Genomic DNA, 23,324 nt, shown 5'->3' with positions numbered 1-23,324 from the left:
GGATACCGACCTCCCGCCCGAAGGCGGAGCGGATCCGGCTCACGAGGCGGGTGGCGAGTAGCGAGTGCCCGCCGAGGTCGAAGAACCCGTCGTCGACGCCGACCTGCTCGACACCGAGGATCTCGGCGAAGAGTGCCTGGAGGATCTCCTCCGCCGGGGTGCCGGGGCCGCGGTCCGCCCCGGTGCCGACGGGGCTGGGCGACGGCAGCGCGTCGCGGTCCGCCCGACCGTCCGCGGTCAGCGGAAGCCGGTCCAGGACCACCAGGGCGGCCGGGACCAGGTGGTCGGGCAGAGCGGCCCGTGCGAAGGCCGCGACGGCACCGGGCACGACGGTGGAACCGGGGGCGGGCACCAGGTACGCGACGAGGGCTCCGTCCCGTACCGCCACGGCGGCCCGGGCGATGTCGTCGTGTTCGGTCAGGACCGCCTCGAGCTGCGTCGGGTGGGCGGTGAAGCCCGGGATCGGCAGCGGCGGACCGACGAACTCCAGCTCGCCGTCGGCGGTCCAGCGGACCAGGTCTCCGGTACAGGCCATCCGCGCGCCCGCGCCGCCGAACGGGTCGGCGACCACCGTCGGCGCAGAGCCGAGCAGCGGCCCGCCGACATAGAGCCGGCCGACGACACCGGGCGGAACCGGGCACAGGCCGGCGTCGAGCACGTACAGGACGGTGCCGGGCAGCGGTGCGCCGAGGGGTACCACGGTGGCCCAGTCGTCCGGGTCGCAGGCGCGCTCGGTGACGGTGCCGGCGGCCTCGGTCAGCGAGTAGCCGTGCCACAGCGGCACGTCCACGGCGTCGAACCAGGCCCGCTGCAGCGGCTCGGCCAAGGCCTCGCCGGAGCAGAACACCCGTCGCAGGCCGACCTCCAAAAGCGCCGGGTCGCCGAGGAGCACGGCCAGCTCGGAGGGCGTGACATGCAGCGTGGTGACACCGTGCGGGGCGGCCGTGCGGCCCGCGCGTACGACGGTCGCACCGGCGGTGAGCGGCCAGAGCACCTCGTCGATCTCGCCCATGGTCCCGGGTGCGGCTGCCGACCGGACACGGTCGGTTCCGTCCAGCCGGTGGACGCTCTGGCGGGCCGCGATCCGGGCCGCGACGACGTCCTGCGGGACGACGACCGGCGTACCGGCGCGGGTGCTCAGGACGATCGGTTCTCCGCTGACGACCGCGGCCAGGATTCCGGCCGTCGGCTGGGCCAGCAGTTGTCCGTACGTCGTTTCGACGTCGCCGTCGACGATCGCGACGGCGTCCGCCGGCTGCGCGCGGATCAGTTCGAGCAGGGTGGGCGGCTCCGCCGGAGCCCCCGCGGCGCGGCCGTGCACGGCCTGCGGCAGTGCGAGCCGGTCCACGACGACGTCCGCGTCGGCGCTCACCGTCTCCAGCAGGTGGACGAACTGATCGGCCATCCGCTGCGCCGTGGACGCGTCGAAGAGGTCCTCGGCGTACTCCAGGTCGATGCCGATGCCCTCGGCCGCTCCGTCCGCGCCGACCGCTTCCTGCACGTGCAGGGTCAGGTCGAAGCGGGCCGCTCCCATCTCGACGTCCTCGTCGAAGGCCGCTTTCAGGCCGGCCAGCGCGAAGTCGTCCTCGTCGTCGTTCTCGAGGACGAGCATCACCTGGAACAGCGGGTGGTGGCCCAGGGAGCGCCCGGGGCGGACCACGTCCACCAGCCGCTCGAACGGCACGTCCTGGTGCGCGAAGGCGGCCAGGTCCGCCTCGCGGACCCGGGCCAGCAGGTCGCGGAAGGACGGTGACCCGGACACGTCAGTACGCAGCACGAGGGTGTTAACGAAGAAGCCGACGAGGTCCTGGAGGCTGTCGTCCGTCCGTCCGGCGACCGGGGTGCCGATCGGGATGTCGGTTCCGGCGCCCAGCTTGGACAGCATGAGGGCGAGGGCCGACTGCAGCACCATGAACAAGGTCGTGCCGGTCTCCCGCGCCACCGCCCGGAGGCGGCCGTGCAGTTCGGCGGGGATGCGGATGCCGACCTCTGCGCCGCGGTGGGTCGCCTCGGCGGGCCGCAGCCGGTCCGTCGGCAGGGCCAGCAGCTCGGGCATGCCTTCCAGCGCGCCCTTCCACCAGGTCAGCTGGCGGCTGACGAGGCTTGCCGGATCGTCCTCGGCACCGAGCAGTTCGGACTGCCACAGGGTGTAGTCGGCGTACTGGACCGGCAGTCCGGGCCAGCGCGGGGCCCGGCCGGCCCGCCGGGCGGCGTAGGCGGTCGACAGGTCGCGTGCGAGCGCGCCGGTCGACCAGCCGTCGCTGGCGATGTGGTGGACCAGCAGGAGCAGCCGGTGCTCGGCCGGCCCGTCGCTGAACAGGGTTGCGCGCAGCGGCGGTTCGGTTTCGAGGTCGAAGGTGTGCCGAGCCGCGTCGGCGGGCGACGCGACGCCGGTGACCAGTACGGGCCGGGCCTCGTCGACGCCGAGCACCCGCTGGTAGGGGGCGCCCTCGGCATCGGACGGGAAGACCGTGCGCAGCGTCTCGTGCCGTGCCACGACGTCGGCCAGCGACGCTTCGAGAGCCGCCACGTCGAGCTCTCCGGTGAGCTTGATCAGCAGCGGCACGTTGTACGTCGTACTCAGCCCTTCGAGCCGGTGCAGGAACCACAGCCGCTGCTGGGCAAAGGAGAGCGGCACGCGCGCCGGACGCTCCCTGCGGGCCAGGGCGGGCCGGTCAGCGGCCGCGCCGTCGATCCGGGTGGCTAGTCCCGCCACCGTGGGCTCGGCGAACAGCGACCGCACCGACAGCTCCGCCCCGAGCCGGGACCTGATCCGGCTGAGCAGCCGGATCGCGGACAGCGAGTGGCCCCCGAGGTCGAAGAAGTTGTCGTCGACACCGACGGCGGCGACGCCCAGGGTCTCGGCGAAGAGACCGGCGATGATCTCCTCGGCGAGGGTGCGCGGGGTGCGCCGGACGGCGGCGGCGAAGTCCGCGGCCGGGAGGTCGGCGGGGATCTCGGTGACGACGGCGAACGTGGCGGGCACCAGGTAGTCGGGCAGCACGGACTCGGCCAGGCGCCGTGCGGCCGTTGCGTCACCGTCGTGGACGACGTACGCGACGACCCGGGCGGAGCCGGCCACGACGGCGGCGTCCGCGAAGACCTCGCGCAGCCGGGCCGCGACCTCCACGGGGTTGACGCGGAAACCGCGCACCAGGCGGACGTCCTCAGGGCGTCCGAGCACCTCGGTGGCGCCGTCCCGGTTGCGGCGCGCCAGCTCTCCGGAGGGGAGCGTGGCCACCACGCCCGGGGGCACGAGGCGTCCTTCGGCGTCGACGAGCGCGGTGTCCCGCTCGTCGTCGGACATCAGGTCGAGCAGGGCGACCGGTGCGGTCGGGTCGGCGGCGGCCGCGGTGAGCAGCCGGATCAGGCGGTCGCCGAACGCGTTCATCGTCGCCCGGTCGAACAGGTCGGTGGCGTATTCGATCTCGCCGACGATCCCGGCCGGCTCGCCGTCCGGTCCGTACCTCTCCTGCAGACGGACGTCCATGTCGAACTTGGAGGCGTCGCCGACCACGTCGTCCAGCCGGGTTTCGAGGCCGGGGACGGTCAGCTTGACCTCGTCGAAGTTCTCGAATGTCAGCATGACCTGGTAGAGCGGGTGCCGGGCGAGCGACCTGACCGGGTTGACCACCTCGACGAGGCGCTCGAACGGCACGTCCTGGTGGGCGAAGGCGGCCAGGTCGGTCTCGCGGACGCGCTCCAGCAGCTCGGCGAACGTGGGGTCGCCGGAGACGTCGGTGCGCAGCACGAGTGTGTTGACGAAGTAGCCGAACAGGTCTTCCAGGGCTTCGTCGGTCCGCCCGGCGACGGGGGTGCCGATGGCGATGTCGGTGTCGCCGCTGAGCCTGCTCATCAGGGCGACCAGGCCGGCCTGGATCGTCATGAAGAGTGTGGTGTTCCCCTGTCGGGCGAGACGCAGCAGGGCGTCATGCAGTGCGGCGTCCAGACGCAGGGGCGCCTCGGCACCGCCGTAGGTGGCCACCGGCGGCCGGGGCCGGTCGGTGGGCAGGTTCACGAGCTCGGGCATGCCGCGCAGGGTCTTCGTCCAGTAGGCGAGCTGCCGGGAGATCGCGCTCTCGGGGTCGTCCTCACGTCCGAGCAGGTCGCGCTGCCAGAGGGTGTAGTCGGCGTACTGCACGCGAAGCGGCGCCCAGTCAGGGGCGCGCCCCTCGGCCCGTGCCGCGTAGGCGACGGAGAGGTCGTCGCCGAGGAGCGTCTCCGACCAGCCGTCGCTGGCGATGTGGTGCATGAGCGGCAGCAGGGCGTGTTCTTCGTCGCCGAGCCGGAACAGGGTGCAGCGGATGGGCAGTTCGGTGACGAGGTCGAAGTGGTACTGCGCGGCTTCGGCGAGAGCGGCCTCGAGGTGCTGCTCGTCGTCCGCGTCGGCGAGGATCAGGTCCACGACCGCTTCGTCCGCGGGCACGATGTGCTGGTAGGGCGTGCCGTCGGCCTCGCGGAACAGGGTGCGCAGCCCCTCGTGCCGGGCGACCACGTCGTGCAGGGCGGTCCGCAGCGCCGGAATGTCGAGCGGTCCCCAGAAGCGCATGACGAGCGGCACGTTGTAGGTCGAGCTGGGGCCTTCGAGCCGGTTGAGGAACCACAGGCCGCGCTGGCCGAAGGAGAGCGGCACACGCTCCGGGCGCTCCATGGGTTCCAGGGCGCGCCTGGCCTCGCCCGCCTGGTCCGTCCAGCCGGCAAGCCCGGCGACGGTCGGTGTCTCGAACAGTGCCCGGACGGGCACCTCCACCCCCATCGCGGACCGGATGCGGCTGATCAGACGGGTGGCGAGGAGCGAGTGGCCGCCCAGTTCGAAGAAGTTGTCGTCGATCCCGACCCGGTCCACGTTCAGCACGTCGGCGAAGAGGACCGCGAGGAGTTCCTCGCGCGGGTTGCGCGGTCGCCGTCCCTCGGCGGCACCGGACAGCGCGGGCGCGGGCAGGGCCTTGCGGTCGAGCTTGCCGTTCGGGGTGAGCGGCAGCCGGTCCAGCGTGATGAAGGCGGCGGGGACCATATGGGCCGGCAGCGTGTCCGCGACGTGGTCGCGTACGCGGGCGATGTCACCGCCGACCAAGTACGCGGTGAGCCGCGGATCACCCGGCTGGTCCTCGCGCACGAGCACGGCGGCCTGGGTAACGTCCGGCGCGCCGAGGACGGCGGACTCGATCTCGCCCAGCTCGATCCGGAAGCCGCGGATCTTCACCTGGTCGTCGGCCCGGCCGAAGTAGGACAGCGTGCCGTCGGCGGCCCGGCGGGCCAGGTCTCCGGTGCGGTACATCCGGGTCCCGGGCGCGCCGAACGGGTCGGCGACGAAGCGCTGCGCGCTGAGGCCGGGGCGGCCGAGATAGCCGCGGGCCAGGCCGGCGCCGGCCACGTACAGCTCCCCGGTGGTGTCTGCAGGGACGGGCTGCAGACCCTGGTCGAGGACGTACACGTGCAGGTCGGGGATGCCGACGCCGACGACGCTGTGGGCGGTGGCGGTGGCGGCGGCCGGGGCACGGTCGAGCGCCTGGTGGGTGACGTGCACCGTGGTCTCGGTGATGCCGTACATGTTGACCAGAACCGGCGAGTCGTCGGCGTGCCGGCTGTACCAGGACGAGAGCCGTCCCAGGTCGAGCGCCTCACCGCCGAAGATCACGTACCTGAGTGCCAGGTCCGTGCCGGGGTTCTCCTCGTCGGCCTGCATGAGTTGGTAGAAGGCGGACGGGGTCTGGTTGAGCACGGTGACGCGCTCGTCCCGCAGCAGCCGCAGGAGGTCGAGCGGCGACCGGCTGACGTCCTGCGGCACCACGACCAGGGTGCCGCCGCGCAGCAGCGGGCCCCACAGCTCCCAGACGGAGAAGTCGAACGCGTAGGAGTGGAACAGCGTCCACACATCGGACTCGTCGAAGCCGAACCACTGATCCGTCCGCGTGAAGAGCCGCACGACGTTCTGGTGGGGGATCAGCACGCCCTTGGGCTGCCCGGTGGAGCCGGACGTGTAGATGATGTACGCCCCGTTGTCCGGGCGCAGCGTCGGGCGTGCCGGGTCGCCGACGGGACCGTCGGCCAGCTCTTCCATGACGACGCGGGCGGTGCCCTCGGGTAGTGCCACGTCCACGCGGACGCTGGTCACGACGGCGGCCGGACTGGCGTCCTGCACGACGTACGCGATCCGCTCGGCCGGGTAGTCCGGGTCGAGCGGCAGATAGACGCCGCCGGCCTTGAGCACGCCGAGGACGCCCACCACGAGGTCCGCACCGCGCGGCAGGGCCAGCGCGACCACGGACTCCGGGCCGACGCCCTGCGCGACGAGGGTGTGGGCGAGCCGGTTCGCCCGGGCGTTCAGCTGGGCGTAGGTCAGACGCTCCGCGCCGTCGACGAGCGCGGTCGCCCCGGGGTGCGCGGCGGCGGCGGCCTCGAACAGCGCGGGCACGGTCGTCCGCTCCGACGACGTGGCCGGCGCGGTCCACTGCTCCAGCAGCTCCCGGCGCTCCGCCGGGGCCAGGACGTCCGTCTGCCACAGCCTCTGGTCCGGGTCGGCCACGACCGCCCGGAGCAGCCGGGCCAGCCGGTCGACGATCCCCTGTACGGTGGGCCGGTCGAACAGGTCGGTGGCGTACTCGACCAGGCCCGACAGCCCGGCAGGCTCGCCGTCGGGGCCGTGCTTCTCCTCCATGTCGAAGTCGAGGTCGAACTTGGCGACGCCGGAGCCGACGTCCTCCAGGCCGGCCCGCAGACCGGGCAGGCGCAGGTCCGCCTCGGCGTTGTTCTGGAAGAGGATCATGACCTGGAACAGCGGGTGGTGCGCGAGGGAGCGGGCCGGGTTGAGCACCTCGACCAGGCGCTCGAATGGCACCTCCTGGTGCGCGTACGCGGCCAGGTCGGTCTCCCGGACCCGGGCGAGCAGTTCCCGGAAGGTCGGGTTCCCGGAGGTGTCGGTGCGCAGCACCAGGGTGTTGACGAAGAAGCCGATCAGTTCGTCGAGCGCCTCGTCGGTGCGTCCGGCGATGACGCCGCCGAGCGGGATGTCGTCGCCGGCGCCGAGCCGGGTGAGCAGTGCCGCCACCGCCGCCTGGAACACCATGAAGAGGGTGGTGTTGGTGTGGCGGGCGAGTTCGAGCAGCTCGGCGTGCAGGTCGGCGTCGAGCTCGAAGCGGACCTCGTCGCCGCGGAAGCTCGCCGCGGCCGGCCGTGGCCGGTCGGTCGGCAGCTCCAGCTGCTCCGGGAGCCCGGCGAGGTTCTGCTGCCAGTACGCGAGCTGCTGGGACAGCAGGCTCCGCGGGTCGCTCTCCGAGCCGAGCAGTTCCCGCTGCCAGAGCGTGTAGTCGGCGTACTGGACGGGCAGTGCGGGCCAGTCCGGCGCGTGCCCCTCGATCCGGGTGCCGTACGCGACGGAGAGGTCCCGCGCGAACGGCGCGTCCGACCAGCCGTCGCTGGCGATGTGGTGCAGCAGGAAGAGCAGGACGTGCTCGGTCTCCGACAGCCGGAACAGGGTGATCCGCAGCGGCAGCTCGGTGGCGAGGTCGAAGCCGTACCGGGTGGCGACGGCGAGCTGCTCGGCGAGCCCGGCCTCATCGGTCTCGACCAGGGTGACGTCCGGCTGTTCCGGGTCGGTGATCAGCTGGTAGGGCTGCCCGTCCACCTCGGGGAAGCGGGTGCGCAGGCTCTCGTGGCGTGCCACGATGTCGCCGAAGGCGGCTTCGAGGGCCTCCCGGTCCAGGGCGCCGGACATCCGCAGCAGCAGCGGCACGGTGTAGGTGGCGCTGCGGCCCTCGAGCCGGTACAGGAACCACAGGCGCCACTGCGCCGCCGAGACGGGGACGTACTCCGGCCGCGGCATCGGGGCGAGGGGCAGCCTGGACTGTTCGGCGCCTTTCATCCGCTCGGCGAGTTCGGCGACGGTGGGCGCCTCGAACAGGTGCCGGATGGCCAGCTCCACGCTGAACATCGAGCGGATGCGGCTGAGCAGCCGGATCGCGGTGAGCGAGTGCCCGCCGAGGTCGAAGAAGCTGTCGTCGATGCCGACGGTCGGCACCGCGAGCACGGCGGAGAAGAGACCGCAGAGGATCTCCTGCTCCGGGGTGCGCGGCGCACGGAAGGAGAGCGGCACTGCGGCGCTGCCGCCGGCAGCCGGGCGGGCCTCCGGCCCGTCGGCCGACGCGGTTTCCGGCGTGGTCGTGGCGGCTGCCACTTCCGTCCTGACGAGCTCGCCGACGGACACCGAGGCGTCGTCCACGAGAGCGGTGAGCAGGCGGACGAGGTCGGCGGCCAGCGCGTCGACCTGCGAGCCGTCCAGCAGGTCCGGCCGGTACTCCAGACGCACCTTCAGCTGCCGGCCGGGGAGCACGGAGAGGGTCAGTGGGTAGTGCGTGGCGTCGTGGTCCTCCAGCACGCTCGCGCGCAAGCCGGGCGCGGGCTCCCACACGTCATCGTCATCGTGCGGGTAGTTCTCGACGATGGTCAGTGTGTCGAAGAGGTCGCCGAGGCCCGCGATCCGCTGGACGTCGTTCAGCCCGAGGTACTGGTGCGCGATTAGCCGTGACTGCTCGTCCTGGATGCGCTCCATCAGCCGCCGCAGGGGCTCCGCCGCATCGAGCCGGACGCGGACGGGCAGCGTGTTGATGAACATGCCGACCATCACCTCGCTGCCGGCCAGCTCCACGGAGCGTCCGGAGTACGTGGAGCCGAACACCACGTCCTCCCGCCCGGTGCGGGCGCCTAGCAGCAGGCTCCACAGGCCCTGGACCGCGGTGTTGAGGGTGATCCCGTACTCACGCAGCCGGTCCTGGAGCCGCCCGGACACCGTGTCGGGCAGGTCGCAGTAGACCTGCAGGGGGCGTGCGGGCGCCTCCGTGCCCGGCTCGGCGAACAGGGTCGGCGCGTCGAGCCCGGCGAGCGCGTTCCGCCAGGCGTCGTGCGCGGCCGCACGGTCCTGACGCGCCAGCCAGGCCAGGTGGTCGCGGAACGCGGCGGGCTCGGCCAGGGTCTCGCCGCGGTAGAGCGCGAGCAGCTCGTCCAGCACCAGCTGCATGGACCAGCCGTCGAAGAGGATGTGGTGGTTGACGAGGACGAGCCGGTGCTCGTCCTCGGCGAGCCGGACCAGGGTGAACCGCAGCAGCGGCGGCCGGCCCAGGTCGAAGCGCTCGGCGCGCGCCTCGGCCGCGACCCGGACGAGTCCGGGCTCGCGCTCGGCCTCGGTGAGCCCGGAGAGGTCGACTTCCCGCCACGGCAGTTCGAGGCCGTCGACGAACACCTGCACGGGCTGGGACAGGCCGTCGTGGTGGAAGCCCGCCCGCAGGTTGGGGTAGCGGTCCAGGACGGTGGCCGCCGCGGCGCGCAGGGCGTCCCGGTCCAGCGGGCCGCTCAGCGCGAAGATCTCCTGGACGGCGTAGACATCGGCGCCGCCGGAGTCGTAGAGGGCGTGGAAGAGCAGGCCCTCCTGGAGCGGGGCGAGGGGCAGCACGTCGGCGAGGCCGGGCAGGGCCCCTTCCAGCTCTTCGATGTCGCCCTGCGACAGCTCCACGAGCGGCAGGTCGGACGGGGTCAGACCGCCGGTGTCGACGGCCGCCAGCGCGGTGAGCGAGGCGAACCAGGCATCGGCCAGGTCCCGTACCTCGTCGCCGGTCAGCAGCCCCTCCGCCCAGGTCCAGGTCGCGACGAGCCGCGCCCCGTCGGCGTGGTCGACGGTCACGGCGTCGAGCTCGATGCCGAGGCCGAGCGGTGCGGCGTCGTCGAAGCCCGCGCCGAGTGCCGGGGCCTCCGGTGCGGGAGCCCAGTCGGCCAGTTCGGGGGCCGCGAACCGGCCCAGGTAGTTGAAGCCCAGCTGCGGGCGGGCCCGGTCGGCCAGTTCCGCGGCCGTCCGCGGGTTGCGGTGCCGCAGCAGGCCGTACCCGATGCCGTTGTCCGGCACCGCGTGCAGCTGCTCCTTGACGAGCTTCAGGGCGCGGACACCGTCCACGCGTCCCGGGTCGACACGGACCGGGTACGCGCTGGTGAACCAGCCGACGGTACGGGTGAGGTCGAGCCCGGGCACGATGTCCTCGCGGCCGTGCCCCTCCAGTTGGACGAGCAGAGCGGTGGCGTCGACGCCGCGGTGGCTGCGCCAGTCGGCCACCGCCTGCGCGAGACCGGTGACCAGCACGTCCCGCACGCCCGCACGCACCGCGGCGGGGACGGTGGTGAGCAGCGGTTCGGTGATGTCGGCCGGCAGGGTGAGGGTCAGCGTCCCGGCCCCGGCGCGGACGTCGGTGACGGGGTCCAGGGGCCGGCTGCCGAGCAGGGGATCGGGGGTGTCGAGCACGGACCGCCACAGCGGCAGTTCACCGGTGCGGCGCTCCGCCTCCTCCTCGAGGAGCGCGCTCCACCGTCGGAAGGAGGTGCCGACGGGTTCGAGCGCCTCGCCCTCCCAGGCGGCCCGCAGGTCGCCGAGGAGGGGCTGCCAGGAGACGCCGTCCACGGCCAGGTGGTGCACGAGCAGCAGCAGCCGCCCGGAGTCCGCGTCGGCGTCGAACCACACCGCGCGCACCAGGTCGCCCTTGTGCGGGTCCAGTTCGGCCTGCGCGGCCCTGCCGTGCTCCTCGATCGCCCCGCGCAGCGCGTCGGGGTCGGCGCCGACGGCGTCCACGCGCCGGACGGCGGCGGTGACGGAGCCCGGCGCGGGGACGGTGAGCCGCCACCCCTCGTCCAGGGTCAGCCGGAGCGCGTCGTGCCGGTCGAGGATCGACTGCAGTGCGGCGGTCAGGCGCTCGGTGCCCAGGCCGGCGGGCACGACGAGCAGCATCGACTGGTGATAGCCGGCGACGGGACCGCCGAGGTCGCGCAGGTCCGCCATGACCGGCGTGGGGAGCAGCGCGCCGGTCGCGACGTCCTGGACGGCGGGGGCGGCGGCTGCCGCCGTGCGGGCGGCGGCCGTCGCGATGCGGGCGACTGTCTTGTGCTCGAAGACGTCCCGCGGGGTGATGCGCAGGCCTGCCCGGCGGGCGCGGCTGACCAGCTTGATGGAGACGATGCTGTCTCCACCGAGGTCGAAGAACCCCTGGTTCCGGCCCACTTGGGACAGGCCGAGCACCTCGGCGAAGAGCGAGGCCAGCAGCTCTTCCTCGGGGGTGCCCGCGGCTGCGGGACCTTCGGTGCCGGGAGCGGGCAGCGCGGCGGTGTCGACGCGGCCGTCCTCGGTGCGCGGCAGCTCTGCGACGGTGACGTACGTGTCCGGGACGAGATGGTCGGGCAGCACGTGGGCGAGGTGGTCACGGAGGTCGACGGAGCGTACGGAGAGGCCGGGGGTGGTCACCACGTAGGCGACGAGACCGTCCGCCACCGTCGCCTCGGCGAGTGCGGGGTGGGCGAGCAGGGCGACGACGGTACGGGAGACGTCGACCGGGACACCGCCCACGACGACCGGCGTGCAGAGGCGTTCGAGCCGGCCGTCGGTCGTGTACCGGGCGGGGGCGCCGTCGAGGGTTCCGACCACGCCGTCGGGCACCAGCTCGCCGTTCTCGTCGACGACGCGGTCGCTCCGGCCGCGGAGCATGCTGCGCTCGTCGTCGGTGAGCAGGTCGATCCTGGAGATCCGGCGCTCCGGGTCGGCCACCGCGGCGCGCAGCAGCCGGGCCAGCCGGGCGACCAGCGCGTCGACGGTGGAACCGTCGAACAGGTCGGTGGAGTATTCGGCGACCACGTCCACGCCGGCCGGGGTGCCGTCGGCCGCGAAGCGCTCCTGGAGGCGCAGGTCGAGGTCGAACTTGGCGACCCCGGTGGCGGCCTCGTCGACCTCGACGGTGAGGCCTGGCAGGTCGGGCGTGGCCAGGCCGAGGTTCTCGAAGGTCAGCATGACCTGGAACAGGGGCTGGTGCGAGAGGGACCGGGCCGGGTTGAGTGCTTCGACCAGCCGGTCGAAGGGCACGTCCTGGTGCGGGTACGCGGCCAGGGCCGTGCTGTGCACCCGGTCCAGGAGTTCCCGGAAGGTCGGGTCGCCCGAGGTGTCGGTGCGCAGCACGAGTGTGTTGACGAAGTAGCCGACGAGTCCGTCGAGCTGCTCGTCGGAGCGCCCCGCGGACGGGGTGCCGAAGGGGATGTCAGTGCCGGCGCCGAGCCGGGTCATGAGCGCGGCCAGCGCGGCCTGCACCACCATGAAGACGGTGCGCCCGTGGGAACGGGCGAGCGCGGTCACGTCGCGGTGCAGCTCGGCGTCGAAGCGGGTGCGCAGTTCGTCGCCGCGGAAGCTCGCGGCCGGGGGCCGGGGGCGGTCGGTGGGAAGTTCGACGAGCTGCGGCAGCCCGTCGAGCGCGGTCCGCCAGAAGTCGATGCCGTCGGCCTCGCCCTGCCAGAGGGTGTAGTCGGCATACGTCACCGGCAGTTCGTCCCATGCCGGTTCCCGTCCGGCGCAGCGCGCAGTGTAGGCCAGGGACAGGTCCTCGATCAGCGGCCGCTCGGACCAGCCGTCGCTCGCGATGTGGTGCGTCAGCAGCAGGAGGGTGTGCTCGTCCGTGCCTGGCCGGGAGAACAGGGTGGCCCGCAGCGGCGCCTCGGTGTGCAGGTCGAACGGGTACCGGGCCGCTTCGGCCACGGCGTCCTCGACGTCCGGGGTGGTGACGACGGTGAGCGTGGCGGGGGTGTCGAGGACGACCTGGCGGGCGACGCCGTCCGTCTCCGGGAAGACCGTCCGCAGGGTCTCGTGCCGCTGGGCGACGTCGCGGACGGCGGCGCGCAGCGCCTCTGTGTCCAGCTCTCCGGCAAGGCGCAGGACGAGGGGGATGTTGTAGGTCGCGCTCGCGCCCTCCAGCCGGTGCAGGAACCACAGCCCACGCTGGGCATGCGAGAGCGGCAGGGGGTTCGGGTGCTCGGTGCGGACCAGCGGCAGCCGCGCGGTGCCCGCCCCGTCGAGTCGGGCGGCCAGTCCGACGACGGTCGGTGCCTCGAAGAGGGCGCGGACCGACACCTCGCGGTCGAGTGCGGTACGGATGCGGCCGATCAGGCGGGCGGCGAGGAGCGAGTCGCCGCCGAGATCGAAGAAGCCGTCGTCCACGCCGACCCGGTCGGTGCCGAGGACGTCGGCGAAGAGCCCGGCAAGGATCTCCTCGGCAGGGGTGCGGGGCGCACGGCCGGCACCCGCGGTGCGTTCGGGCGCGGGTAGCGCTGCGCGGTCCAGCTTGCCGTTCGGGGCAAGCGGAAGCTCGTCGAGCATCACGTACGCCGAGGGCACCATGTGCGCGGGCAGCCGGGCTGCCAGCTGGTCGTGGACCGCGGCGGTCTCCGCCGCGCCGACGACGTACGCGACGAGGCGCTGTTGTCCGGGCCGATCCTCGCGGACGGTCACGGCGGCCTGCGAGACCTCGGCCAGTTCGGTGATCGCCGCTTCGACCTCGCCCAGCTCGATCCGGAAACCGCGGATCTTCACCTGGTCGTCGGCACGGCCCGCGAACTCGATGAGGCCGTCGGCGTTCCACCTGGCCAGGTCACCGGTCCGGTACATCCGCTCGCCCACGGCGAAGGGCGACGCGACGAACCGCTGCGCGGTCAGGCCCGCCCGGCCCAGGTAGCCGCGGGCGAGCTGGACGCCCGCCACGTAGAGCTCGCCCTCCTCGCCCGGCTGCACCGGGTGCAGGGCGGTGTCGAGGATGTGGACCTGCGTGTTCGCGACCGGGGACCCGATGGGGACGTTCCGGTGGTTCTCGCCAGGCCGTACTTCGTACGCCGTGACGTCGATCGAGGCCTCGGTCGGGCCGTAGTGGTGGCCGAGCCGCACGCCCAGTTTGGTGACGACCTCATCCGCCAGTGAGGGCGGCAGCACCTCGCCCGCGACGAAGAGCAGCCGCAGGGCCAGATCGGGGGTGTCCCGGATCGCCGGCACCGCGACGGCCAGCAGGGACGGAACGAACTGGGCGACGGTGACACCGTGTTCGGCCGCGTATGCGAGGAGCAGGTGCGGCAGGCCCAGCATGTCGTCGGGTGCCATGCAGATCGTCGCGCCGGCGATCATGGGCAACCAGATCTCCGAGCCGGACGCGTCGAAACTGAACGCGGTTCGGGCGAGGACCACGTCGGACGCGTCGATGCCCCACTCGTCGGCCTGCCACAGCATGTGGTTCGCGACGCCCAGGTGCTGTACGACCACTCCCTTGGGCAGGCCTGTCGAGCCGGACGTGTAGATGACGTAGGCAGCGTTGTCGGTGCTGACGGTGACGTCCGGCGCGGTGTCCTCGCCCGACGTCAGGTCGATCTCGTCGAGCAGGATGACGGGAGCACTGGTGTCGGGCAGCGTGGCGGTGGTGGTGACCACGGCTGACGGACGGCCGTCGGACAGCATGTGGGCGATCCGCCGGGCGGGGTAGCCAGGGTCGACCGGCAGGTAGGCCGCCCCGGTCTTCAGCACTGCCAACATCGCGACGACCGCGTCCGTCGACCTCGGCAGCACCAGTGCCACGACCCGCTCGGGGCCGGCCCCGAGGCCGACGAGCCGGCGTGCCAGCCGGTTGGCCCGGCTGTTGAGTTCGGCATAGCTGAGCGTCGTCGAGCCGAAAACCACGGCGGGGTGGTCGGGGTCTCGTCGTACCTGTGCCTCGACCAGTGCGGGCAGCGGCATCGTCCCCACATCACCGTCCAGGCTCGACCCGATCGGATTGTGCGTCGCACGACGGTCCACGCGGCTGGCTCCTGTATTTCGTCGACAACTCGTAACGGCCGGGACGTACACACACGTCCGACACGCTGCCCGACCGTACGGAGCGGCATTTTCAGTGTGTTATCGCGAGCCCGTCCGGGCCGGTGCGGAGTCGATACCGCCCCGATAAACGGCGGATCTACATTGCGAAGCCCGCTGAGCACAGGAGTCGCGCATGGTCCGCAACCACGTCATCTCGTTGGCCGACATCACCAACGCCGACCTGTACCGGATCGTGGACAGAGGCGGACAACTCGCCTCCGGGGCGTGGCCGGCCGAGACGCTCGGCGGCACCGTCGTCGGCGTGTACTTCCGGGCGACTTCCACGCGCACCCGTACGGCGTTCTCCTCGGCGGCCCTGCGCCTGGGCGCGCGCCTCATCACGTACGGCCCGCACGATCTCCAGCTCAACACGGGCGAGACGACGGAGGACACCGGCCGGGTACTGAGCGGCATGCTGGACGTCCTGGTCGCCCGGACCGCGGGCAGTGTCGAGGAAATGCGCGCCCTGGCCTGCCAGGACCGGATGGCGGTGGTGAACGCCATGGGCGCGCAGGAGCACCCGACCCAGGCGCTGACCGATCTGACCGCGATGGCCGGGCACTTCGGCGATCTGGCCGGGCGACGCGTGCTCTACCTGGGCGAGGGCAACAACACCGCCGCCGCGCTCGCGCTGGCCCTGCCACGCTACCCGGGCACGGAGCTGCATCTGCGCACCCCGGACGGCTACGGCGTGGACCCTGAAGTCCTGACACAGGCCAAGGAGTTCGCCGCCCGGCACAGTTCGACCGTCACGGAGCGACACGACGTCGTCGACCTGCCCACGGGGCTCGACGTCGTGTACACCACCCGCTGGCAGACGACCGGCACGTCGAAGGCCGATCCGGACTGGCGCGAGCGTTTCGTCCCGTTCCGAGTCGACGAGGCCGTGATGCGATCCAGTCCGGACGCGATCTTCATGCACGACCTGCCCGCGCACCGCGGCGAGGAAGTCACCGCCGCGGTGCTGGACGGGCCGCGCTCGATCGCGTTCACGCAGGCCGAGGCGAAGATGCACAGCGCCGCGGCAGTTCTGGAGTGGAGTCTCGGCGTCCTGTAGGGCGCCGTCCTCCCGGAGCTCCCCTGTTTCCGTCCAACTCCTGCGTGGCGACGTGCTCGCGCGCGCCGGTTCGGGGACGTGGCCGACCGGGCAAGACCCCCGACGGAGTCAGGCCACGTCATCGCGGTGTGTGGTTCACCGGGCGGGCGGGCGGGCGGCGGGACGGCCACATTCTCTCGAACGCATGGGCGAGCCGGAACAGTGCCGGCTCGCTGAGCGCCCTTCCTGTGAAGGTGATGCCGAGGGGCAGCCCGCCCGTCCAGCCGGCCGGCACGCTGATCGCGGGGTAGCCGGCCAGGCCGGGCGCGAGTGCGGCCCCGTGCGGCTCCGGGTCACCCTCCACCATGTCGATCGGCCACGGGGGCGGGCAGGTCGGCATGACCAGCGCGTCGAGCCGATGCTCGTCCATGACGGCGTCGATGCCCTCCGCGCCCGCCAACCGCCGTACGGTGGCCAGCGCCTCGCGGTACCCCGGATCGTCCAGGTCGGGGGCGAACGCGGCGAGCATCTCCAGGACGTCCTGTTCGAAGTGCTCCAGCTCGACCGCCGCGTTCTCCCGGTTCGCGGCGACCAGGGCGGCGATGGTGCGTGGATGGTCGCCCGGCGTCCGGGTGAGGTACCGGCCCAGCGCGTGCGCGGTCTCGTGCATCGCGACGACGCCGAGGGCCGGATCGGCGGCGAGTCGCTCCGCCGACGGTATGTCCGTCCCTTCGACAATCACCGCGCCGGCCCGGCTCATGGCTTCCAGGGCGGCCTCGGTGACCATGTCTGCCGCTTCGCTGTAGCCGAAGAACACGGTGCGGGGCACGCCGATGCGAGCCCCGCGAAGGCCTTCCGCGTCGAGAAAACGCCGGTAGTCGAGCGTGGGTGCGCTATGTGTCGCGCGGTCCAGCGGATCGGGTCCGGCGATCACGGAGAGGACGTCCGCGGCGTCGGCGACGGTGCGGGTCAAAGGGCCGATCGAGTCGAAGCTGGGTATGCCGGGGATCATTCCGGCACGGCTGGTGAGTCCGGTCGTGGGCTTCACTCCGACGAGGCAGTTGGCCGCCGCCGGGCCCAGGATCGACCCGATGGTCTCGGTGCCGAGCGCCACCGCGCACAGGTTCGCCGCGACACCCACCGCCGAGCCCGAGCTCGACCCGTGCGGCGACCGGTCCGTGTCGTACGGGTTGCGCGTCTGACCTCCGCGGGCACTCCACCCCGCCGGCCCGAGGATCCACGAGGTCTTGTTCGCCTTGCCGAGCAGTACGGCTCCGGCGGCCCGCAGCCGGGCCACGACCGTCGCGTCGCGCGAGGGCCGGGAACCGAGCATGACCGTGGAGCCACTCGTGGTGTGCATCCGGTCGGCGGTGTCGAGGTTGTCCTTGAGGAGTACGGGAACACCGTGCAGCGGCCCCTTGACCGGACCGGCGTCCAGACGGGCGGCCTCCGCCTCGGCATCCGGGTTCACTTCGATGACCGCGCGCAGTTCGTCGTTGCAGCGGTCGATTCGGTTCAGGTACCAACGCGTCAGTCCGAGGGCCGTCAGCCGCCCGCCGGCGAGTGCTTCCCGCAGTTGCGCCAGTGTCGCCTCGGTCGGATCAAGCACCGGACACCGCCGGCAGGGAGGAGAGCTCACGCAGCAGTGCGGTCTCGTGGTCGGTCAGGTAGAAGTGGCCGCCTGGGAATCGGTGCGTCGTGAAAGGGCCGGTGGTGGTCTCGGCCCACGCGTCGACGTCGTGCACCCGGGTTTCGGCGTCGTCCTCGCCGTAGCACGCATGCACCGGGCAGTCGAGCCGCTGCGGCGGGCCGGGCCGGTACGTCCGCACGAGCGTGAAGTCGGCCCGGATCGGTGGCAGAACGAGGTCGCGCAGCTCGGGGTCCTCGAAGAACCGGGCATCGTAGCCGTCGAGCCGCTTGATCTCCTCGATCAGCGCTTCGTCGCTGAACTGGCCGTTCCCGTTGCCGCGGCGGGCCGATCCGGGCCGCGCCGTGTGCCGGCGGGAGGGGGGCACTTGGCCCGAGACCACCAGCCCACGCACCGGAATCCGCTGCGCGACCTCGTAGGCGATCCACGCGCCCATGCTGTGTCCGAACAGGACGAGCGGCCGGTCGAGCAGCGGTGTCAACGCCTCCGTGACCGCCTCGACCATCGGCTCCATCCGGTCGAGGCAGGGCTCGCTCACCCGGTCCTGCCGACCCGGGTAGCGCACCGCGAGCACCTCCACGTCGGACGGCAGCGCGGTGGACCAGGTGCGGAACGCACTCGGTCCACCGCCGGCGTGCGCGAAGCACACCAGGCGGACTCGGGGCCGTTCCAGGGCCCTGAACCTCCTCAACCAGATGTCGGTCTGCTGAACGGCAGTCATGGTGTGCCTCCGTGGGAGCGTTCGATGGGGAACCGCGGCACGGGCCCGGATGTGCCCCGCCGTTCACGGGGCCGGTGCCGTGGCCCGGCCGTGGTGTTCGCCGTTCCCCTGAGCACGGCAAGCCGTCACCGTGGGCGGCACCCGCCGTCGTCCGGTCCGGAGGCAAGCCTCGGAACCGGTGGAGGTGCCGTCAACGAACCCTACGAAGGGCCGGTATCGCCGTGCTATTGCCCGAGTGCAGGACGGCGGCGGCCGACACCCGATCACGCGCCGCCGTCCGCGCGTCCGCGGAGACCTCCATGTGGGCCGTCTCCTCCGCGTGCAGAGCGAGAAGGGCGGGCAGGCGGTACCGGAACCAGCCATCCGATCCCGTGTCGGTGGGTTCGAGCAGCGCGGCGTCCACCAGTTCCTCAAGAAGACCCTGAGCGTCCATCCGGTCGGTGTCGAGGAGCTCCTGGGCCACCCAGACGGCTATCTGCTCGCTGCTGACGAGACCGAGGCGGACGTACAGCGCCGCGGCCGCGGGGGACAGTGTCCGATACACGCTGTCCAGGACCCTGCGCAGCTCGGGAGCGCCCATGCAGAGCTCCTCCAACCGGTGCCGGGGGTCTCCGAGGCGGGCGAGCAGATGCAGGAGACGCCAGTGGGGCTTGGCGACAAGCCGTGCCGCCGCGGCCGACAGAGCGAGCGGCAAGTGGTCGCACAGGCAGGCGAGGCGTTGCGCCGCGGCGGCGTCCTCCTCGACCCGGCCATCGGCCACGAGGGAACCGAGCAGCGTCACGGAGTCCGCCGGTACCAGCTCGGGGAGGGACAGCCGGACCTGTGCCGCTCTCGTGAGCACCCGACGGCTCGTCAGCAGGACGGAGCACTTGCCCACATCGGGCACGAACTCCTGTGCCACGGTGTCGTCGGGCACTCCGTCCAGGATCACCAGAATGTGCCGCATCTCGATCCTGCGATGGAACTCCTTGAGCTGATCCCTGTAGTCCGGTGGGATCTGGGAGTCCGGCACACCGAGGGTCCGCAGGAGGATGGCAGGGGCGTCGGCGGTGCCGGCCCGTTCGAGGTCGACGTAGATCTGCCCGTCCGGAAACGCGTGCGCGACCCTGCGCGCCCAGTGCAGCGCGAGCGCGGTCTTGCCGATGCCGGGACGACCGACGACCAGACCGACGGCCGAGGCACCCCCGCGGACTCGGCGGAGCAGGGCGCCGAGCGCGTGGAGCTCACGGTCCCGGCCGACGAACGTGACAGCCCCCGGAGGGAGTTCGGGAAGGGAAGCGCCGACAGCCAGCGGCCCGGCCGCGTCTGCGGCCGACAGCACTTTGGAAGTCTCCTGAAGGATGGCCGTGTGCAGGTCCTGAAGGACGCGACCGGGTTCCAGCCCGAGTTCCTCTCGGAAGATGCGCTGCGCCTGACGGAAAAGGGTGAGCGCCTCGGACCGGTGGCCCGATCGGTAGTGGGCGAGCATGAGCGCGGCCCGCGCCTGCTCCCACAGCGGCTGGTCGTACACGAGGGCGGTCAGTTCGGAGATGATCTCGCGGTGCCGGCCGAGCTGGAGCTGGAGGGTCGCGTACTGCTCGTATGCGGTGAGCCGCCGGTGTTCGAACAGTTCGGCCTCCGTCTCGATGACAGGGCTCGAAAGGTCGGTCAGGATCGGCCCTCGCCACAGCCCGAGCACCTGGCCGAGCAGGTCGGCAGCAGCGCCGGTGTCCCCACGCTGCACGAGCGTCTGCGCGGTCTCCACACCGGCCCCGAACTCCAGCGAGTCGATCCGGTGCCCGCGCGAGCGCAGCAGATATCCCGGCGTGGCGGTGACGATCACCCCCTCGGTGTGCCCCGCGGCCTGAAAGGCTTTGCGCAGACTGGCGACGCAGATGGCTATCTGAGTACGGCAGGTCGCCGGCGGCCGCCCGTTCCACACCGCCTGGATCAACTGGTCGACCGACACGACCCGATCCGGCGCGAGCAGCAGCATCGCCAGCACGATCCGTTGCCTCGGCCCTCCGACCTCTATTCTGCGGGGGCCGGCCCAGACCTCCAGCGGGCCGAGAATGCGGAAGGACATGCACGGCTCGGTGCGTTCGGTGTCACACTGCTGCCTCTCAGCGGACGGAGGCCCGGTCTCCGTCCGCGACGATAACTGCGATGTAGCGGTAACTGCTTGATGCATTGACGCAACCCCGTATTTTCCTAAATTTTCCGCTTTTTGCGTCTTGAGAATGGCACTGGCGGTCACCCAGGCCGTTAAGTAGCTGCGGCCCAGCCCTCGACCAGCTCGACGACTTGGCGTTACAGGAAGCCCGATCGCTGGAACCTGAGTTCAGCCCTGGCCTGGACAGGGTGGTATTGGACGTATGGGCCCGGACGAAGAAGTCCAGGTAGCAATAAGACGTAATCTCATTTAGCCAGGCAAGCTTCGGGTCGTTGGAAGGCTCGTTGAGCGATGGTGCCGGACGAGTTGTGGGAGCTGTTCCAGCGAGTGATGTCAGAGGTGCCGTCGCGGCCTCAGGGCGGTGGTCGGCGTCGGCACGGCGACCGCGGAGTACTGGCCGCAATCGTCGTCCGGTCTGTGTAGCTGCCAGCAGTTGAGAGGGTCCGACGCCTGCGGTCGGCCACTTCGTGGTCAGAGAAGATGCCGCGGAGGATCGGTGCTCGGCACCATCGGAATCACACCCTTCGGTTCTCAACTGTGGTGGAGATGCGCCCTGCCCGAAGGTGCCTCATCCAGTTCCCTGGACAGGATGAGTTGACCTTATGCGCACCCGGCATGATTGTGTCAAGCAAGTTGGAAGCCATGCGGCATTGATGGCCGGATATCCAATCTGCTAGATTTATGGGGAACGCAACGGCTGCTGCCCCTGGCTAGGAGTAGTGATGCAAGGAGATGGGTGACGCGCCTACCAGCCGCGGGATCATCGCCGACCGGCTCACTTGGCTGATCGAGAACCGGCATCCGAGCGGCACCGGTCCCTCGAGCTACGAGGAGATCGCTCGGCGAAGCAGACAGCTGCCGCCCCAGGACAAGAGGGCCACTGACCAGGTGACGGAGAAGGGGATCAGCACCCAGACCGTGTTGAACGTCGCTTCTGGCGCCGTCAAGAACCCGGGCGTCAACACAGTGAGGGCGCTTGCACGGGTCTTCCGGGTGCGAGTCAGTTACCTTCTGGGCGAGACGGATGAGCTGACCATCGAGCCCCTGCCCGGCGGCCCCGAAGAGCCGGCCGCACCGCCCGGCTCGGGCGAGCACGGGCAGGCGGGCAGGGCGGCTACGGCTCCCTCTGCATGCACGATCACCCGACAGCTCGACTACCTGTTCAAGATGGTGATCCCGCAGGGGCGGGGGGCCTTCAGCGAGGCGGAAGTTGCCCGCGCGGTGACGGCGCAGGGCTGTCCGGTCACGGAATCAGAGATCTTCGCGCTGCGGACAGGCCAGGGCGGGGCCACTCCGTCCCGCGATCTCCTGGAAGGCGTCGCCAACTTCTTCATGGTGCCGGTGGCCTACTTCAGTGACGCGGCGGTCGCCAAGAGGATGTCCGCGGACCTGGAGGTGTTGAGCGCGCTCAAGAGCGTTGGAGCGCGGGAAGTCGCCATGCGGGCCTTGTTCGGATTGGACGAGGAGGCATGCCAGGCGCTCGTCCCAGTGATCCGACAGTTGGGACAGGTGGGGCGGCGTCAACGGATGTGACACGCCTAGTAGATGCCCGGCCGCCCCCTAGCCACAGGGCCGGTTATAGGCTCAAGATCCCGCGCCCGGAAGCGCTCTAGACCGGAGCTACCAGCTTCCGGACGACGAGGGGGACGCAGATGGAATTTGTTCGCTGGCAATGGCCGGCCACGTACCAGGGGGAAGCGGGCATGGACGACAGGGCACTTCTGCGTTACTGCGCTGAGGTGATCGAACACGTCGACGTCCCTGCACCGTACGACGTAAATGCTTTATGCGATGCGCTTGAGCAGAGACGGCAACGGGAGATCTCTCTCACACCGATGGCGATGCCGACCCGGCCAGGCAGCCCCTGCGGGCTGTGGATAGCCACCGACAACGTCGACTACATCCTTTATCAAAGGAACACCAGTAAGGCCCACGGCGCTCACATCGTTCGCCATGAAGTGGGCCACATGCTCCTCGGGCACTCTTCCACCCCAGCGGATAAAGACGAAGTCACGCAGCTCCTCATGCCCAGCCTGAGCCCCGATCTCGTGCGAACTGTTCTGGGGCGCACGGTCTATTCGAGTCACGAAGAACGGGCAGCGGAAATGATCGCCTCACAGCTTGCCATACGCGAAAGCCAGGCCCCCGCGCGAACCATCCGCCGTCGCGATCTCGCCCCTGGAGTGGCCAATCTGGTGAGCCACCTGGAACGCTCCCTCGAACGCAATGCAGGGGAAATATAGGTGCTGCTCCACAATGTTGTCTACGGCATCATGGCGCTTATCACGTGGAGCGCTTTCTTCTACAAGGCCAAGGACCTGGCAAAAGGCTGGCGAAACCCCGAACTGCGGCTGTTGTCCCTGGCTATCGCCACATTCGCCACCCCGTTCGTCCTCGCCACCCCCTGGCTTTACGTCCGGCTCGACGATCTGTTCGGCTATCCGAACCTGACGACCCTCCCGGTCTACCTCTCTGTCGCGACCTGCCTTTCCTTATTCCTGGCCCTGCTGGTCAGCTGGTCCTCGGCACAGTCCAAAGTACGCCTGAGGCACCGGCTCATCGTCGGCTACGCGGTCCTCTCCGTCATCGCCATGATCGTTCTCTTCCTGCTGGGCGATGTCAGCGATGGCGAGCACCCCGTCGACTTCGACGCCTACTACGCCCACACGCCGTACATCTCCGAGTTCCTGCTCGTGTACGCACTGCTCTTCGCGGTCAGCATGTCTGGGCTGATGGTCCTGTGCCGGCGATACGCCAAGGTGGTGGACAAACCCTGGCTGAGCCGCGGACTGCGCGTGGTCACAGTAGGAGCGGGTTTCGGCCTCGGCTACGCCGTGCCAAAGTTGATCTCACTGAGGTGGGACACCCATCTCACAGACCTGGTCAACAGCTATGCATCCCCCATGTCTGCCAGCGTCGCCGCGGGACTGTTCGCCGTCGGGTTCACCATGCCAGCCTGGGGGGTCGGACTGGACCGGGCACACCAGTTTGAGGTTCCCCCGTCATGCGGGATGTGCTGATCAGCTGGTCAGCAGGGGTTGATGGGTGTTCAGATTCGTTGGTTCGGCCGTCGCCTGTTCGGCG

General features: G+C 71.1%; 8 protein-coding genes. 4 read left to right on the top strand and 4 right to left on the bottom strand.

From position 1 onward, the window contains the following. Positions 1-14,623, bottom strand: a 14,623-nt coding sequence (locus ACIBAF_RS46445) for an amino acid adenylation domain-containing protein (protein ID WP_399472405.1), incomplete at its 3' end; no start/stop codon positions are given. Positions 14,624-14,816: 193 nt separating this feature from the next. Here ACIBAF_RS46445 and ACIBAF_RS46440 point away from each other — a divergent pair. Beyond that, a complete protein-coding gene (locus ACIBAF_RS46440) occupies positions 14,817-15,740 on the top strand; it encodes an ornithine carbamoyltransferase (RefSeq protein WP_399472403.1) in 924 nt (307 codons plus the stop codon). 118 nt (positions 15,741-15,858) lie between these two features. Here ACIBAF_RS46440 and ACIBAF_RS46435 read toward each other — a convergent pair whose 3' ends face one another. The 3 genes from ACIBAF_RS46435 to ACIBAF_RS46425 form a co-directional block, all read right to left on the bottom strand. Continuing rightward, positions 15,859-17,328 carry an amidase family protein gene (locus tag ACIBAF_RS46435; RefSeq protein WP_399472401.1) on the bottom strand — a complete coding sequence of 490 codons (1,470 nt, stop codon included), beginning with the start codon at positions 17,326-17,328 and terminating at the stop codon, positions 15,859-15,861. Next, positions 17,321-18,088 carry a thioesterase II family protein gene (locus tag ACIBAF_RS46430; RefSeq protein ID WP_399472399.1) on the bottom strand — a complete coding sequence of 256 codons (768 nt, stop codon included), beginning with the start codon at positions 18,086-18,088 and terminating at the stop codon, positions 17,321-17,323. Before ACIBAF_RS46430 ends, ACIBAF_RS46435 begins: the two co-directional genes overlap by 8 nt. A gap of 190 nt (positions 18,089-18,278) precedes the next feature. After that, entirely contained in the window at positions 18,279-20,153 is a 1,875-nt protein-coding gene (locus tag ACIBAF_RS46425) for a BTAD domain-containing putative transcriptional regulator (protein ID WP_399472397.1), read from the bottom strand. A gap of 975 nt (positions 20,154-21,128) precedes the next feature. Between ACIBAF_RS46425 and ACIBAF_RS46420 the strand changes: the two genes are divergently transcribed. The 3 genes from ACIBAF_RS46420 (at position 21,129) to ACIBAF_RS46410 (ending at position 23,260) form a co-directional block, all read left to right on the top strand. Next, positions 21,129-21,773: a hypothetical protein gene (locus ACIBAF_RS46420; protein ID WP_399472395.1), complete on the top strand. Its 645-nt coding sequence runs from the start codon at positions 21,129-21,131 to the stop codon at positions 21,771-21,773. Between the two features lie 119 nt (positions 21,774-21,892). Further along, the gene (locus ACIBAF_RS46415; RefSeq protein ID WP_399472393.1) at positions 21,893-22,483 is read left to right on the top strand and encodes a ParH-like protein; all 591 of its coding nucleotides are present in this window, start codon (positions 21,893-21,895) and stop codon (positions 22,481-22,483) included. Beyond that, complete coding sequence (locus ACIBAF_RS46410) at positions 22,484-23,260, top strand: MAB_1171c family putative transporter (RefSeq protein WP_399472391.1); 777 nt, start codon at positions 22,484-22,486, stop codon at positions 23,258-23,260. It begins immediately after the preceding gene. The last annotated feature ends 64 nt before the right edge of the window (positions 23,261-23,324 follow it).

Origin of the sequence: Streptomyces sp. NPDC051677 (genome assembly GCF_044453465.1) — a bacterium.
GTDB lineage: Bacteria > Actinomycetota > Actinomycetes > Streptomycetales > Streptomycetaceae > Streptomyces.
This window is presented reverse-complemented; position numbering and strand designations above follow the sequence as displayed.